Annotated in this window: 16 protein-coding genes; 7 read left to right on the top strand and 9 right to left on the bottom strand. The window is 32.7% G+C overall.

The window, feature by feature from the left end:
- The 6 genes from ACTCAF_RS09420 to ACTCAF_RS09395 form a co-directional block, all read right to left on the bottom strand.
- The coding region (locus ACTCAF_RS09420) for an isocitrate/isopropylmalate family dehydrogenase (protein ID WP_463063032.1) at window positions 1–335 on the bottom strand (335 nt) is incomplete at its 3' end.
- Between the two features lie 77 nt (window positions 336–412).
- Window positions 413–1,492, bottom strand: a complete 1,080-nt coding sequence (locus ACTCAF_RS09415) for an LptF/LptG family permease (RefSeq protein WP_463063031.1) — start codon at window positions 1,490–1,492, stop codon at window positions 413–415.
- Entirely contained in the window at window positions 1,489–2,529 is a 1,041-nt protein-coding gene (locus ACTCAF_RS09410; protein WP_463063030.1) for an LptF/LptG family permease, read from the bottom strand. Before ACTCAF_RS09410 ends, ACTCAF_RS09415 begins: the two co-directional genes overlap by 4 nt.
- Before the next feature lie 9 nt (window positions 2,530–2,538).
- Window positions 2,539–2,829, bottom strand: a complete 291-nt coding sequence (locus tag ACTCAF_RS09405) for a DUF1820 family protein (protein ID WP_463063029.1) — start codon at window positions 2,827–2,829, stop codon at window positions 2,539–2,541.
- The gene (locus ACTCAF_RS09400; protein ID WP_463063028.1) at window positions 2,826–3,317 is read right to left on the bottom strand and encodes a hypothetical protein; all 492 of its coding nucleotides are present in this window, start codon (window positions 3,315–3,317) and stop codon (window positions 2,826–2,828) included. Before ACTCAF_RS09400 ends, ACTCAF_RS09405 begins: the two co-directional genes overlap by 4 nt.
- Window positions 3,308–3,685, bottom strand: coding sequence for a phage holin family protein (locus ACTCAF_RS09395; protein ID WP_463063027.1), 378 nt, complete (start codon window positions 3,683–3,685; stop codon window positions 3,308–3,310). Before ACTCAF_RS09395 ends, ACTCAF_RS09400 begins: the two co-directional genes overlap by 10 nt.
- 114 nt (window positions 3,686–3,799) lie before the next feature.
- Between ACTCAF_RS09395 and pyk the strand changes: the two genes are divergently transcribed.
- The 6 genes from pyk to ACTCAF_RS09365 all read left to right on the top strand — a co-directional run bounded on the left by pyk (window position 3,800) and on the right by ACTCAF_RS09365 (window position 9,974).
- Window positions 3,800–5,206 (top strand): pyruvate kinase, encoded by a 1,407-nt coding sequence (pyk, locus tag ACTCAF_RS09390; protein WP_463063026.1) that lies wholly within the window; start codon window positions 3,800–3,802, stop codon window positions 5,204–5,206.
- 166 nt (window positions 5,207–5,372) lie between these two features.
- Window positions 5,373–6,458, top strand: a complete 1,086-nt coding sequence (locus ACTCAF_RS09385) for a type II secretion system F family protein (RefSeq protein WP_463063025.1) — start codon at window positions 5,373–5,375, stop codon at window positions 6,456–6,458.
- Window positions 6,458–6,820 (top strand): type II secretion system protein, encoded by a 363-nt coding sequence (locus ACTCAF_RS09380; protein WP_463063024.1) that lies wholly within the window; start codon window positions 6,458–6,460, stop codon window positions 6,818–6,820. Before ACTCAF_RS09385 ends, ACTCAF_RS09380 begins: the two co-directional genes overlap by 1 nt.
- 115 nt (window positions 6,821–6,935) lie before the next feature.
- A complete protein-coding gene (gene phoU, locus ACTCAF_RS09375) occupies window positions 6,936–7,616 on the top strand; it encodes a phosphate signaling complex protein PhoU (protein WP_463063023.1) in 681 nt (226 codons plus the stop codon).
- Entirely contained in the window at window positions 7,606–8,277 is a 672-nt protein-coding gene (locus ACTCAF_RS09370; RefSeq protein ID WP_463063022.1) for a response regulator, read from the top strand. Before phoU ends, ACTCAF_RS09370 begins: the two co-directional genes overlap by 11 nt.
- 26 nt (window positions 8,278–8,303) lie before the next feature.
- Entirely contained in the window at window positions 8,304–9,974 is a 1,671-nt protein-coding gene (locus tag ACTCAF_RS09365; RefSeq protein ID WP_463063021.1) for a sensor histidine kinase, read from the top strand.
- Between the two features lie 3 nt (window positions 9,975–9,977).
- Here the strand turns inward: ACTCAF_RS09365 and mltG are convergent, their stop codons facing one another.
- From mltG to ACTCAF_RS09350, 3 genes are read right to left on the bottom strand one after another with little or no spacing between them, the layout of a single operon-like run.
- Window positions 9,978–10,973: an endolytic transglycosylase MltG gene (gene mltG, locus ACTCAF_RS09360; RefSeq protein WP_463063020.1), complete on the bottom strand. Its 996-nt coding sequence runs from the start codon at window positions 10,971–10,973 to the stop codon at window positions 9,978–9,980.
- On the bottom strand, window positions 10,973–12,094 hold the full coding sequence (carA, locus tag ACTCAF_RS09355) for a glutamine-hydrolyzing carbamoyl-phosphate synthase small subunit (RefSeq protein ID WP_463063019.1): 1,122 nt from the start codon (window positions 12,092–12,094) through the stop codon (window positions 10,973–10,975). The genes mltG and carA overlap by 1 nt, the downstream gene beginning before the upstream one ends.
- Window positions 12,095–12,147: 53 nt before the next feature.
- Window positions 12,148–13,392 carry a trypsin-like peptidase domain-containing protein gene (locus ACTCAF_RS09350; RefSeq protein WP_463063018.1) on the bottom strand — a complete coding sequence of 415 codons (1,245 nt, stop codon included), beginning with the start codon at window positions 13,390–13,392 and terminating at the stop codon, window positions 12,148–12,150.
- 104 nt (window positions 13,393–13,496) lie between these two features.
- Here ACTCAF_RS09350 and ACTCAF_RS09345 point away from each other — a divergent pair.
- Window positions 13,497–14,276: GspE/PulE/PilB domain-containing protein (locus ACTCAF_RS09345; protein WP_463063017.1), on the top strand; the 780-nt coding region annotated here is incomplete at its 3' end.

The following is a 14,276-nucleotide window of genomic DNA, read 5'->3' as shown; positions in this document are numbered from 1 at the left end:
TCAAAAACTTTAACAGGTCTTATGTTGGCAAAAAGTCCAAAATGTTTTCTCAGTGGCAGAAGTGCTCCCCTTTCAGGTTGTTTTTCCGGAGGAAGATTTTCCCATTTTGGTCCACCTACTGAGCCAAAAAGGATTGCATCTGAATTTTCACAAATAGTCAGAGTATGTTCAGGAAGAGGGGTACCGTGTTTGTCTATTGCAATTCCACCTACATCAGCAAAATCAAATTGAAATTTTACATTATATTTATCTGATACTTTTTCCAAAACTTTTAATGTGATATCCATTACCTCCGGCCCAATTCCATCTCCGGGCAAAACTGCAATTTTGTGCATATTAAACCTCCGTATAGATTTTGAAAGAGAATAATAAATTTTTTTCGTAAAGTCAAATTAAATTAAATTAAGCTTAACTAAAAACCCCGTTCTTTTCTAAAAATAAGTACTACTCCAATGGTTGCAAAAATTAAAAGGGGCAAGAAGTTGGCAATTATCGGATTTAATGCGCCTGTTTTACTTATGGAAATTAGGGACGCGTTCAAAATCCAGTAAGAACATCCCAGGATTAGTGATTTGGAAACTATTTTTATGTATGAATATTGTCTTGAAAACGACATACATACCGGCAAAACCGCAAGAATAATAATCATAATACTAATCGGATGCGCTATTTTATTGAACAATATTATTTCGTATTGAGTTGTGTTTAGTCCTTTTGCTCTATAAATTGATATAAATTTTATTATTTCACCAATGTTTAACAATTTTGGATTATCGATACTAAACTGAGAAAGCTCATCAAGCAGTTTGTTGGATATTATAAGGGTATCTTGATGTTTTGCTTTTTGTGGAATATCTGTGAGGTCGTATTCTATGATATCCTTAAAATGCCATTTGTTTTGTATTTTTTTTCCTGAGTTGATTTCTGTCATTTTTATAACTTTATTTTCATTGAGATAAAACTCCTGCATCTTGACAAAATTTTTATTAATCGGGTCTAAAATGTCAATATAAGTGATTTTATTGCCATTTTTAATCCATATATTTTGAATTTTTGAGTAATCGATAAATTTTTTCTTTTCAAACACTTCAACTTTGTACTTTTGTCTAAGAGTCTGGAATTCAGGCGCAATAAATTCACCCAAAATAAAAGTAAATATACTCAAAAAAAGGCCTAAAAGTACTACAATAGTGGAAATACTGCCTGTCCTGCCACCGAGACTTACAAATCCTGTCAATTCGTTGCTTCTTACAAGCAAGACAAATGTGATAACGGTTGCAAGGATTATTACTACAGGCATTATTTGATATAGAGAGTAGGGCAATTTTAAAAAATCAAAATATATTATTTGAAAAATATTTACATTGTATCTTTCTATATATTTTGTATGTTGTATTACGTTAAAAAAGGTGTAAAGCAGAAGTATGAATGTTAAAACAACAAAAAGGTTATACAAAAATTTTTTTAAAACATATTTGTAAAAAGGGTTCATACTTTAAACCTTTTATAAAATATAATTGTCAGCAAAAGAAAAACTATATTTGCATACCATGCTGACAAGTATGCAGAAGTAAATTTTGCAAGATTTTCTGAAAATAACAAAATAGTATTGTATGTAAAGACAACTACGATTGCTGCAAAAATGTTTAGAGTCTTCCCACCTCGTGCAAAAAAAGAGCCAAGCAGCATTCCAAACACTGACATTATTATGCAAGAGAATGGTAATGCAAACCTTTTGGAGAGTTCAAACTTATAAATGTAGCTTTTGTCAAGATTTTCTAAAAGGGAGGATACAGGCATAATTCTTTCATCTTTAATCTTTATCGTTTCATTGACCCCGGTGTCAAGGTTGATGGAAAATTGTCCAAACTCAATCTTTGCAAACTTTTCTCCATCTTTTCTGACAATATCTCCATTTTCCAGATTAAATGATACAGTACCATCATTTGCTGAGAAAATTTCCCCTTTTCTGGCGGTAATAAGTATATTTTTAGACTTTTGGATAATCAAAATATTTTCAAAACGAAACTTATCTTTCTTTTTGCCCACAAGGAGGATAATACCTGGTATATCTTCATAAAGCTCATTTTCATTTATGTCAGAGATTGATATATTGTTTGCTATATTCTTCAGATTTTCAATTGAGAGTTTATTGCCAAGGGGCATAAGCCATAGTGAAACAATCAGTGCAAGGATTGAAAAGGTAAATCCTGTTATGGATGCAAGTTTTACAAACCAAAAATTTGAAACTCCCGATGCTTTCATAACTATAAGTTCACTATCTGAGGATAGCCTGCTAAAACATGTCATTATAGCAATAAGTGTTGAGACGGGGATAGAGATAACAAGAAAAGAAGGGATATAAAATAAAATTGTTTTGAATATTAGTGAGGACTCAACCCCTTTAGCAAAAAAAAGAGCTGCAAGATCAATTATTTTCTCAAAAAGTAAAACAAAAATAATGAAAATATTTGAAATCAGAAAAACAGGAATTATTTCTTTTAAGATATATTTTTGGAGTATTTTCATGCTGTGAAGCTATTTTTCCTCAGGGAAGAGCTTTAAAACCTGAGTCTTTGGCTCTTCAATTTCGTCAATCCTGATGATTGCACTAAGCGGTAAAAATGTTCTTTTTACCCCTTTAAACTCTTTTCTTATCTTTTCATCCTCCGGATTTATCAAAATTTCCGAATCCATATATAAAATGTTTGATACTTCAATAAGCCCTATGTAAGATGAGGGGTTTACTGATTTTGCAAAGAATGTCATTATCTCTTTTTTGGAATCAATAAACTGTATTCTGAAATATCTTTCATTTCTCTCTGTCATATTTTTTTCATCCTGAGTTTGGGTTTTCCGTCAACCATTTCAATCTCTATTTTGACGTCTTTTATCCCTTTATTTTTTAGTTCATCAAGTTTTTGCTCGATTAATCCTTTAATTTTATTTTTGTCAAACCCTGGTGGAAGCTTTTCAAGCTCACTTTCATACCCTTTTGATGTATTATTTTCAAGTATTTTTTCCGTTGGAATATGCTTTGGCTTTGCTGATTTAATCCCTTCCATCTCCATCATTTTTCTGTTCCACTTTTCTCTGAATGTCACAAACCGTGCTACAAGATTGTTAAATCTGAATCTCAGTGTGCTGCTATTTATCTGATTAAGACTGTACTTGTGAATAATTTTGTTTGCCTCTCTTTCATAAACTACTGGAGGATTTTTTTTGTTACCTATAAAATATTGTTGGTATTCAAAGTTAATAATTTTGATAAGATTTTCAAAACGTTCCAAATCTTCTAAAATTGTTTTTATTTCCATCTAAAATATCTCAACTCATCATTTGCTGCAAGTATGTCAAATATTATGTTAACAAATCCAATTGTTATGCTTGCACCTATTGCCGGCCAGAATCCATCTATGTAAAAGCCGTCAATCAATGCAGAAGTTAGTTTCAGAATTATTGCATTTAAAATAAGATAGAAAAAACCAAAACTTATAATTTGAATTGGCAAAGTTACAAAAAATAATATGGGTTTTAAAAATACATTTAGCAAAGACAAAACGATTCCGCTTAATATCAATGCAAAAAAAGAAGATAAAAAGACATGCTTGAAAATCATTCCTGATAAGCCAATTCCTATTATATTTACAAATATTCTGTATACAATTGTATTAGCGTTGAGCATAATCACAATTATAGATAAATATTTGAAACGTGCAAGAATTAGTTGATAGTATGACATGCTGTTTTTTGTAAAAAATTAATTAATATGCTATGATTAAAAAAAACGAGGTGCATTATGAAAAGGACTAAAATTGTTGCTACAATAGGCCCTTCAATTGATAATGAAGGGGTTATGGAGAAGCTTGTACTTGAAGGGGTAAATGTGTTTAGATTTAATTTTTCACATGGTAATTATGAGCAGCACAAAAAAAGCCTTGAAAGGGTTAGAAGAGTATCTGAAAAGCTTGGAATAAAGGTAGCAGCATTGATGGACCTTGCAGGCCCGAAGTTGAGAATTGGGATGGTGGATAAACCTTTTAATGTGCATAAAGGTGATATACTTCAGATAAGGCTTGGAAACGATATAGGTACGGAAGGAAAAATATATATAAATTTTCCTGAAATATTTGAATCTCTGAAAAGTGATAGCTTTATTTATCTTGCTGATGGGACAATAAAACTCAAAATTATTGAAAAAAAATCTGATGTGCTGAAATCTGAGGTTATTAGTGGCGGAGTTATTTCCTCAAAAAAGGGGCTTAATTTTCCAAATTTAAAAATAAAAATTCCGGCAGTTACCGAAAAAGATTTTGAAGATATAAAATTTGGAATTGAAAATGATTTTGATTTTATAGCGCTTTCCTTTGTAAAAAACAGATTTGATGTTATTCGAGCCAAAGAATTTATAAAGTTAAACGGAAGCGATATACCTGTCTTTTCAAAGATTGAAAAACATGAGGCAATTGAAAATATTGATGAGATTCTTGAACACTCAGATGGGATTATGATTGCAAGGGGGGATATGGGGATTGAAATTGACATGGAGAAGGTACCTGTTTTGCAAAAGATGTTGATAAAAAAGGCCAACGAATCAGCCAAACCTGTTATTACTGCTACTCAAATGCTGCTTACGATGGTAGAAAACATGAGGCCTACAAGGGCTGAAGTTTCTGATGTGGCAAATGCTGTTTTGGACGGGACAGATGCCGTTATGCTTTCTGATGAAACCACAATCGGGAAATATCCTGTTGAAGCTGTGAAAGTAATGAGCAGAATAATTGTCGAGGCAGAGTCAATTTATAACTTTAATAAAAATTTGTTAAAAAAAGACCTGGATATGGCTATTGCCGAAGCAGGAGCCAGGCTTGCCCGGGACATGGATGCCCATGGTATTGCTGTTTTCACAAAAAGTGGGGCAACTGCCAGAAGGGTCTCTGCCGCAAGGCCGAAATGTAATATATATGCAATAATGACAGATGAAAGATTGCTCAGAAGAACATGCATTTTATGGGGAGTAAGACCGTTTATGACTACTGAAGACACAAAAAACTCAGATGAGCTTTTGATGAATTTTTTAAAAAGGGCGTCAAAAGAGCTTGGTGATAATAAAACATTTATTGCAACAATAGGTTATCCGGCCGGAAAAGTAGGGTCAACAAATGCACTGAGAATTATAAATACCTCTGAGTGTGGTCTAAGTTAAACATTTAAATTTTGTAAAATTTGAGGTATAACCCAGGCATGAAATTTAAATATATTGGTGAAAAAAATAAAACCAAAATTTCCGGCATAATAGAAGCAAATGATTTGAATTAACCTTCTTTGATATAGATCAGGGTATTAGTCTGATCAATTTGAGACAATTAGGTATGATAGATGAATATGCTGAGCTACTTAAAAAATTTAAGTCAAGGTATGCCAAAGTTAGTTTAGAAGAATTGATTATCCTTACAAGGCAATTTGCAACATTTTTTGATGCAGGGATACCTATTATCAAGATTCTTGACAGAATGACAAAACTTAAATTTTCAGAAAAGCTGCTGGAAGTTTTGACGGAGATTAAAGAAGATGTAGATGCCGGACTTTCTTTCAGTGCAGCATTTGGAAGACACAGAAGCATTTTTTCTTCACTTTACATCAATATGCTGAAAGTTGGTGAAGAGGGCGGGGTACTTGACATTGTTTTGAAAAGGCTCGCTGATATTTTAGAGGCTGACCTTGAAACAAGAAATAGAATCAAACATGCTACAAGATACCCAAAGCTTACGTTGTCAGCTATAGCTATTGCATTTAGTATTTTGATAGTATTTGTAATTCCCAAATTTGTCGGTCTTTTTAATAAATTTAATGCAGAACTCCCACTACCTACCAAAATACTTATCTGGATTAACTATTTTACTCAAAACTACTGGTGGCTTGTGTTGACAATAATTGTTGCTGTTATAATAGGATACAGAAAATATAAATCCACAAAACATGGAAAAGAAAAGATAGATTATCTTACATTTAAAATCCCGATAATTGGAAAGATAGTTCATAAAGTTTATATATCGAGAATTTCAAGGATACTTGGCTTGCTTTACAAAAGCGGAATCCCTGTGATTACAAGCTTTGATATCGTTTCTGAAGTTAGCGGAAATGAAATAATAAAAAAAGAGGTTCAAAACATCAAGATTAGAGTCTCTCAGGGCAACAGTATCGCTGCTTCATTTGAATATTCTACTTATTTTCCTGAGGTTGTTACAGATATGGTTGCTGCCGGTGAAGAAACCGGCAGATTAGACGAAATGCTTGAAAAGATATCTGATTATTTTGATGAAGAAACTGATTATGCTATAAAGAATCTCTCTTCCGCTATTGAGCCGATATTGCTTGTGTTGATTGCCGGGATGGTTATTTTACTCGCATTAGGCGTATTCTTGCCAATGTGGGATATGATAAAAGTTATCAAATAATGGTATTGGGAAATCACCCTTACTCCACAAGAAATATTGCAAATATAATTGAAACAGTAATAGTTGTTTGTTTGATTGCAATTATAATTGCAGTGATTTACAAAAAATATCATACAATTGAATATGAAGCCAGGAAGTCTTTAAGAAGACAGGAAGTAAGTGCAATTTTTATGGGTGTAAAACTTTATAAAATAAAGTATGGTACATATCCAGGCAAACTGACAGATATTATTGATGAAAACGTATTTGGCAAAGAAACTGTCAAAATTATGGACTTTGACAAAAGGATTATTGGTGACAAATTGATTGATCCTTTCGGAAAGCCTTACCTTTATGACAATATTACCGGCACTGTAAAATAATTTTACAATTTTTTTACAAAAATCTGACAACTATCAATCATTTTACAATTACCAATTAATCTGATACAATTTAGTAAAATATGGTTTAAAACCGGTCAAATTTGTGAGGTAATGAATGAAAAAACTCGAAAATGAAATTCTTGAAATCAAAACGTTGCTTGCTCAGATGGGTGAAGGTGCAATTAGTATGCTTGATAAGGCTATTGAGTCCCTTGTGGAGTCAGATACGCCTCTTGCAGAAGAAGTTATAAAAATGGATGATAAAATTGATGAAATTGACCTGTTAGTGGATGAAAAATGTTTGAGAGTGCTTGCACTTTATGAACCTAAAGCAATAGACTTAAGATATGTTACTACTGCACTCAGGATTGTGGTTGATCTTGAAAGGATTGGCGATCACTGTGTGGATATAGCAAAAGAGATTATAAATATAAATAAGTATCCACCTATTAAACCTTATATTGATATTCCCAACATGGCAAAGATTGCAGGAGAGATGATAAAAGCTTCACTGGATGCTTATTTTAATAGAGATGTAAATCTTGCTTTGCGAACAATCAAACATGACGATGTAATAGATGCTCTTCATAAGCAGGTTTTAAGAGAGCTTCTTTCATACATTGCCGAAGACATTAGAAAGACTACGGTAGCCATATCACTGATGTTTATAGTAAGAAGTATTGAAAGAGTGGCAGATCACTGTACAAATCTTTGTGAGATGGTATATTTTATGCAGACCGGTAAAAATATTAAACATAAAAATATCAATGAGGTAATGGGAGAGCATGAGCAGTAGGGTATTGATTATCGAAGATGAAGAGGATTTAAGGGAACTTATCAGATTTAATCTTCAAAAAGAAAGCTTTATAGTGGAGTCGGCTGCCGATGCAAATGAAGCTCTGATATTTCTGGATGAGTTTTTTCCGGATATAATTTTGTTGGATCTTATGCTTCCGGGACTAAAAGGGATGCAATTTTTAAAATTATTGAAGGATAATCCTAAGTACAAAAACATCCCTGTGGTTGTAGTTTCTGCGAAAAATTCTGAAAATGATATAGTCCTGGCTCTTGAAAGTGGGGCTGACGACTATGTTACAAAACCGTTTAGCCTGAAGGTGTTAATTGCAAAGATAAAGATTATTTTAAAAAAACAAAACAAAGATGAGTCTAAATTGATTTTTTATGCAGGTGTAGAGTTAAATGAAAATTTAAGATGTGCAAAAATCGATGGGCAGGAGATAAATTTAACGCACAAAGAGTTTGAATTACTTGCCCTGTTGCTGTCAAACCCCAAAAGGGTCTTTACAAGGAACCAATTGTTGTCGAATGTCTGGGGGTATGATTCGGATGTTTTTACGAGAACAGTGGACTCACACATATCTTCCATAAGAAAAAAATTGGGAAATAAAGCAGAAATTATAAAGTCTGTGCCCAAAATAGGCTACAAGGTAGAATAATGAAATCTTTTTTAAAAATTTTCCTTATGATTTTTGTTCCTGTGTTTACGGTACTTGTTGCAGGGTTTTTTTATGCAAATTTTAAATACAAAATTTCTCTGGGAAATAAGCTAAATTCTGAAATGGATACGCTGGTTAATGTTATTCAGACCGGTTTTGACTTAAACAATTTTGATTATGAAAGCTATAAAAAGCTTAAGGTGTTATACGATAAAGAAAAAATCAGGCTTACAGTTATAGATAAGGCTACCGGAAAAGTTTTAATGGACAACAGTGTAGAATTTGAAAATATTAAAACTCTTGATAACCATCTAACTCGACCGGAAGTAAAAGAAGCAATGGCAAATGGGTATGGATTTTATTCCAGATACAGCAATACAATAAAGAAAGACCTTATATATTATGCAAAGGTTTTAGATAACAAAATTGTCAGAATAGCATATCCTGAAGTGTTTTTGAGTAATTATGGTAATAGCTTCAAAATGTTGATGATTCAGGTTGGCGGGGCAATTTTGATTATTATTGTTATACTTGCAATTTATTTTGCAAGGATGGTCAGTGTGCCTGTTCAAAAGCTTAACTATATAGCTGAAAAAATAGAAGAAGGGAAAACCAAAATACATTTTCCAAGCTTTAAAGACCCCACGATGTCCAAGGTTTCATCTTTAATTTATAAAATTTACCATCTAATGCTGAAAAAACAGGAGGAACTTGTCGATTCAAAAGAGAGACTGAATTTTATATTTTCAGTTATGGATGAAGCCATCCTTCTTATGGATAAAAATAACTCTTTACTTTACTTAAATGAATCTGCCGGAAAGCTATTTAATATTGAAAAAACAGGTGACAATATATTTAATGTTTTGACCGATTTGGCTACTATATCTTTTTTTAAAAAAATAGTATCACTATCAGAAAGTAAAGAAATAACAGAAAAATTTAAGAATAAGACGCTTCAAATCTACATTAAAGTTTTAAGCGAATATAATCTTTTTGTAATAAAAGACATCTCAAAAGAATCTGACTATGAGACATTCAAGACCGAACTTGTAGGGAATATTTCCCATGAGCTAAAGACACCTGTTTCGATGATAATGGGGTATTCTGAAACTATTATAAATAATAAAGACCTTGATAAAGATACTACGGATAAATTTGTAAAAAAGATTTTTGACTCATCGGTAAGGCTTAACAACCTGATTGAAGATATTCTCAAACTACATAAACTTGAGATGCTGGGATTGGATTTTAAGGTAGATGAGCCAGTTGAATGCAATATTTTTAAAAGTGATATTGAGGATTATTACGCCGGAAATGCTAAAAGGGTGATGATAGATGTCAGAATAGAAAAGGTCTTTGTGGAATATGAACATATGTTGAGCGTTGTGACAAATCTTGTTAATAATGCAATAAAATATTCTAAAGGTGAAGAGGTGTATGTTGAAATTGAAAAAATAAACGGTTATGTCAATATCAGGGTTGCAGACCAGGGGCCTGTAATCCCCGAAAATGAGATGACCAGAATCTTTGAAAGGTTTTACACCACTTCAAAGTCGAGAAATAAAATAAACGCAGGTACAGGACTTGGACTTTCAATAGTAAAACATATTGCCGCCATTTATAATGGCAAGATTAGGGTCTACAAAAACAGTATGTTTGGCAATACGTTTGAAGTTTCTTTGCAGGAAAAGTCTTAAAAATTATCTTTTCTGGAATCTGTAAACTTTATTTTTATGTTCATTATAGCTTTTGGAAAATTGATGTTTTCCTTCTTTATCGGCTACAAAATATAAATAATCTGTGTTCGTCGGATTAACCGCTGCATATAAGGCAAAACTCTCAGGATTGCAGATTGGTGTCGGCGGAAGTCCGTTTATTTTATAAGTATTATAGCGATTATCGGGATTTGCCAGGTCTGACTTCTTTAAGTTGCCGTCAAAGCTTGAATAAATACCATAAATTATAGTAGGGTCAGATTCAAGTCTCATTTTTCTTTTTAACCTGTTATGGAACACGGAGGATATAACAGGCATTTCATCTTTATCGTAAGATTCCTTTTGTATAATTGATGCAAGTATAACAGCTTGATAAAAAGTAAGCCCGTTGGCGGAAGCTTTTGACGAAAAGTTATCAGGAAGGTTTTGCATAAATGTATTATACATCTTGGAAACTACAGCTTCAGGCTCAGTGTTTTCTTCAAAGAAATAAGTTTCAGGATATAAAAAACCTTCAAGACTTTCTGCTTGAAATCTAATAGTTTTATAAACGTAGTCTTTGTCAAATACTTTTTCAATAAATTTTTCGTAGCGAATAATGTTTGAATTATCAAGTATTTTTGCAATATCGTAGATATTGTAACCTTCAGGAATTGTAACTTTGATTAGATTCGTTTTTCCCTCAGCAATATATTGAAGAGCTTTCTTAAGCTGGAGGTTTTCAAATTTGTAAGCGCCATATTTTATTTTCTTATCAAAATGCTCTATTTTTATAAGATATTGTTTAAAAAAAACAGGTGTTTTCAGATACTTGAATAATTTATCATATACTTTATAAAAAGGCTCATTCTGCTCGATTTTTAAATTGTAGGTGATGTACGTCCTTTCAAGGAATGTTTGGCAATTTACTACCCATATACCTAATGCGGTAGTAATGGTAAATGCCATTACTACCGAAAATAGTATAAACTTTTTAAGCATTACTTCACTGATTTTATGAGTTTTACAAATCTCTCAAACAAATAAGCAGCATCGTGTGGTCCGGGTCCGTTTTCCGGGTGATATTGCACTGCAAAAGCAGGCTTCCCTTTAACCCTCACACCTTCTACAGTTTTGTCGTTTAGATTTATGTGGGTAACTTCAACTTTATCGCTTATCGACTCTACATCAACAGCAAAACAGTGGTTTTGAGCTGTGATTTCAACCTTTTTAGTTTCAAGGTCCATCACTGGCTGATTTCCGCCGTGGTGTCCAAATTTTAGTTTATAAGTTTTACCACCAAGCGCAAGGGACATAATCTGATTTCCAAGACATATGCCAAATGTAGGAATGTTGTTTTCTATAGCTTTTCTGGCAAGTTCAATACCATTTTTAATCGGCTCGGGGTCGCCGGGGCCATTTGAAAGGAAAATACCATCAGGTTTGAGGTCTAAAATCTGCTCAAAAGTAAAGGTGTATGGTACCACAGTTACTTTACAGCCATTATCAACAAAGTATCTCAAAATATTTCTTTTTACACCAAAATCTATAGCTACAATGTTTAAATCCAGATGTGCTGGCTTTTTGTAGCCATTATCTATACTCCATGTTCCCTCAGACCATTCGTATAAAGAAGAACAACTGACATGTTTTACAAGGTCTTTGCCTACGATTGATTCAATATTTTTAGCTTTTTCCTTTAGCTCATCAATGTTATCGGAAGTTGTTGAAATTATCGCATTCATGGAACCTTTTTCGCGGATGTGTCTTACGAGTTTTCTTGTGTCAATCTTTTCAATCCCTATTATATTGTGCTTTTTCAAAAATTCTCCAAGGCTTGTTGTTGCTCTGTAATTTGAATATACTGTGCTGTATTCCTTTATTATAAAAGCAGAAACATATGGTTTTACAGACTCGAAGTCCTCTTCATTTATACCGTAATTGCCAATGAGAGGATAAGTCATTGTTACCATTTGACCATAGTAAGAAGGGTCTGTAAGTATCTCCTGATATCCTGTGATAGAAGTGTTGAACACAACTTCACCTGTTATTTCACCATCGGCACCGAAACTTACTCCATTAAAAACGGTACCATCTTCCAGAACAAGAAAAGCTTTTGCCATTTTGACTCCTTTAATTTTTATCAGATATTAGAGATTTTTGATAATTTTTCAAGTTAGAAAAATAGTTCAAATTTAAAAATTCTGTTATTTCTATAAATCGTAAATATATTTTTATCGTAAATGTTGTTTATAATAGTTTCGTTAATATCTGATAACTTTTTGATTTCAGTTGAATTAACGCTTAAGATAATATCACCTTTTTTTAGGTATGCTGGTATAGAACTGTCCAGCACTTTTACATAATCCCCGCTTTGAGTTAATTTTATGCCAAAAAAAGTGTTTAGAAGGTTAAGTCCATAATTTTCAGGCATTTTTTCAGTTTTTATCTTACCGGTGTAGAATTTTTCCCCTCTTTTAACAGTTAAATTTATACTGCTGCCGGGAGGATAACTTTTTAGTATGTATTTCAGTGCATTTTTTGTAGGAATGAGCATGTTTTCAATTTTATAAAGTATATCCCCTTTTTTGATTCCTATATTTTCTGCAGAGCTTTTTTTATCAAGTTGTTCCACCACAAGGCCATCTTTTGTTTCATCAAAAAGCATTCCTATATAAGTTGGTCTGATTTTTCCAAATTGCAGGATTTCATTCATAACCCTTTTAAATACATCTATTGGTATAGAAAATCCTATCCCCTGGGCTTCTTTGTAAATTGCTGAGTTTATTCCGATAACCTCTCCGTCAAGATTTACAAGAGGACCACCGCTATTGCCCGGGTTAATAGGGGCATCAATTTGAATAAAAGATGAGAAAGTATTGTCAATATTAAGTATCCTGTTTGTATTGCTAATTACTCCGGTGCTCACAGAGCTTTCAAGACCATAAGGGTTCCCCATGGCAATGACAGTTTCACCAAGCATTAGATCACTGCTTGTGCCAAGAGTAACTGGGGTAATATTTTTAATGTTTTTTACCTTGATGATTGCTATATCCAGGTCCTCATCGCCGCCTACCAGTTCAGCTTCATACTGCTCTTCATCCCCGGCAACTACAAATATTTTCGATGCAGATTTAATTACGTGATAATTTGTTACCGCGATTCCGGAAGAATTTATAAAAAAACCGGAACCAAGACTTTCTGTTTTATATGCTTTTTTAAATCCGAAAAACTCCCCAAAAAATGGATCGTTAAAAAAAGGGTTATAGTCTCTCTGGACTATCTGTTCTGTCCTGATATTTATTACACTGTTTTTAATAAGCTTAACAGCTTTTACAACCTCAGTTTCTCTGTGTGAGCCAAAGACTGATGCTGATATCAGAAAAACTATATTTAAAACCCAGATTGTTATTTTGTTCATAATTTGTATAATACTAAAAAAAAATTCTGTTTTCAATGAAATATATTAAAAAGTGTGTTATAATTTCTCAAAAGTTATATTCAAATTTTAAAGTGAGGTAATTTATGTATCGTCTTGGTGAAGATCTTATAAATAAAGGATTGATAACAAAAGAGCAGTTGGAACATGCCCTTGAAAAGCAAAGACTTACTAAAGAAAGATTGGGGAACATACTCATAAAAATGGGATTTATTACCGAACAGGAGCTATCAAATTTTCTTGTCAGTAAATATAATATTCCTGAATATACGCAAGAGACATTAACCATACCTGTAAGTGTGCAAAAAGAGGTAGATTTTAGTTATATTAGCCGTTATTCTATTATCCCCTTCAAATCCGACTCATTATCTTTGCATGTTGGGATAAATGATTTTAATAAGTTGTCTGAAATAGAAAGTTTAAGTAGCAGGCTTGGTAAAAAGGTTGTTCCGTATTTTTTTAAAGACTCAATGTTCGAAAAGATTATGAGTGATTTTGCCAGTTTTAAGTATGGTGTTAAAGATTATGAGTTTAAACCTTTTAAATATTTTGCCCAAAACAGGCTTGCTGCTGACTTTGGCATAGGGGACTTTCTGAAAGCTCTCGAAGAGTTTGACTCTTCCGTTAACTACGTTATATTAACGGAAGGGGAGAGACCTTTTGTCAGAAAGGGGAGCGTAAATTACAAACTGGTATTTGATCAGTTTACCAGAAAGAAGATACTTGAAATAATTAAAGAGACAACAGACGAAAATGAGCGGAAAAAACTTGTTGGTGATGGTTTTGTGCGCTTAAAAAAGGTTATCAATGGGAAGAATTATTCTTTTATTATTTTAAAAAATAAGGAAAGATTCAGTATTCATATT

It is taken from the genome of Deferrivibrio sp. (genome assembly GCF_055117995.1).
Note: the sequence above shows the minus strand (reverse complement) of the source record. Positions and strands in the feature narration are given on the sequence as shown.

What these genes read in the sequence shown, in the direction of transcription:
- ACTCAF_RS09415 (WP_463063031.1), bottom strand. Translation starts at nt 1,492, where the DNA reads ATGAACCCTTTTTACAAATATGTTTTAAAAAAATTTTTGTATAACCTT.
- ACTCAF_RS09410 (WP_463063030.1), bottom strand. Translation starts at nt 2,529, where the DNA reads ATGAAAATACTCCAAAAATATATCTTAAAAGAAATAATTCCTGTTTTT.
- ACTCAF_RS09405 (WP_463063029.1), bottom strand. Translation starts at nt 2,829, where the DNA reads ATGACAGAGAGAAATGAAAGATATTTCAGAATACAGTTTATTGATTCC.
- ACTCAF_RS09400 (WP_463063028.1), bottom strand. Translation starts at nt 3,317, where the DNA reads ATGGAAATAAAAACAATTTTAGAAGATTTGGAACGTTTTGAAAATCTT.
- ACTCAF_RS09395 (WP_463063027.1), bottom strand. Translation starts at nt 3,685, where the DNA reads ATGCTCAACGCTAATACAATTGTATACAGAATATTTGTAAATATAATA.
- pyk (WP_463063026.1), top strand. Translation starts at nt 3,800, where the DNA reads ATGAAAAGGACTAAAATTGTTGCTACAATAGGCCCTTCAATTGATAAT.
- ACTCAF_RS09385 (WP_463063025.1), top strand. Translation starts at nt 5,373, where the DNA reads ATGATAGATGAATATGCTGAGCTACTTAAAAAATTTAAGTCAAGGTAT.
- ACTCAF_RS09380 (WP_463063024.1), top strand. Translation starts at nt 6,458, where the DNA reads ATGGTATTGGGAAATCACCCTTACTCCACAAGAAATATTGCAAATATA.
- phoU (WP_463063023.1), top strand. Translation starts at nt 6,936, where the DNA reads ATGAAAAAACTCGAAAATGAAATTCTTGAAATCAAAACGTTGCTTGCT.
- ACTCAF_RS09370 (WP_463063022.1), top strand. Translation starts at nt 7,606, where the DNA reads ATGAGCAGTAGGGTATTGATTATCGAAGATGAAGAGGATTTAAGGGAA.
- ACTCAF_RS09365 (WP_463063021.1), top strand. Translation starts at nt 8,304, where the DNA reads ATGATTTTTGTTCCTGTGTTTACGGTACTTGTTGCAGGGTTTTTTTAT.
- mltG (WP_463063020.1), bottom strand. Translation starts at nt 10,973, where the DNA reads ATGCTTAAAAAGTTTATACTATTTTCGGTAGTAATGGCATTTACCATT.
- carA (WP_463063019.1), bottom strand. Translation starts at nt 12,094, where the DNA reads ATGGCAAAAGCTTTTCTTGTTCTGGAAGATGGTACCGTTTTTAATGGA.
- ACTCAF_RS09350 (WP_463063018.1), bottom strand. Translation starts at nt 13,392, where the DNA reads ATGAACAAAATAACAATCTGGGTTTTAAATATAGTTTTTCTGATATCA.